Consider the following 237-nt stretch of genomic DNA (forward strand, 5'->3'; position numbering starts at 1 on the left):
CGCTCACAGAAGCGGATGTTGATTCACTTGCACTTACCGAAGCCGAGGTGCTTTCGCTGGCGCTTACTGAAGCGGATGTTGATTCACTGGCACTCACTGAGGCGGATGTTGATTCACTGGCGCTTACTGAGGCGGATGTGCTTTCACTCGCACTTACTGAGGCGGAAGTTGATTCACTTGCACTTACGGAGGCAGATGTGCTTTCACTCGCACTTACTGATGCTGAAGTTGATTCGC

The 237-nt window shown here is 51.9% G+C and carries 1 protein-coding gene; it reads left to right on the forward strand.

Going from position 1 to position 237, the window contains the following annotated elements; genetic code table 11:
* A partial coding sequence (locus LMC10_RS01290; RefSeq protein ID WP_411377826.1) for a hypothetical protein occupies nucleotides 1-237 on the forward strand: 237 nt, incomplete at both ends.

Origin of the sequence: Limosilactobacillus reuteri subsp. simiae, assembly GCF_020784875.1 — a bacterium.
Taxonomy (GTDB): Bacteria; Bacillota; Bacilli; order Lactobacillales; family Lactobacillaceae; genus Limosilactobacillus; species Limosilactobacillus reuteri_H.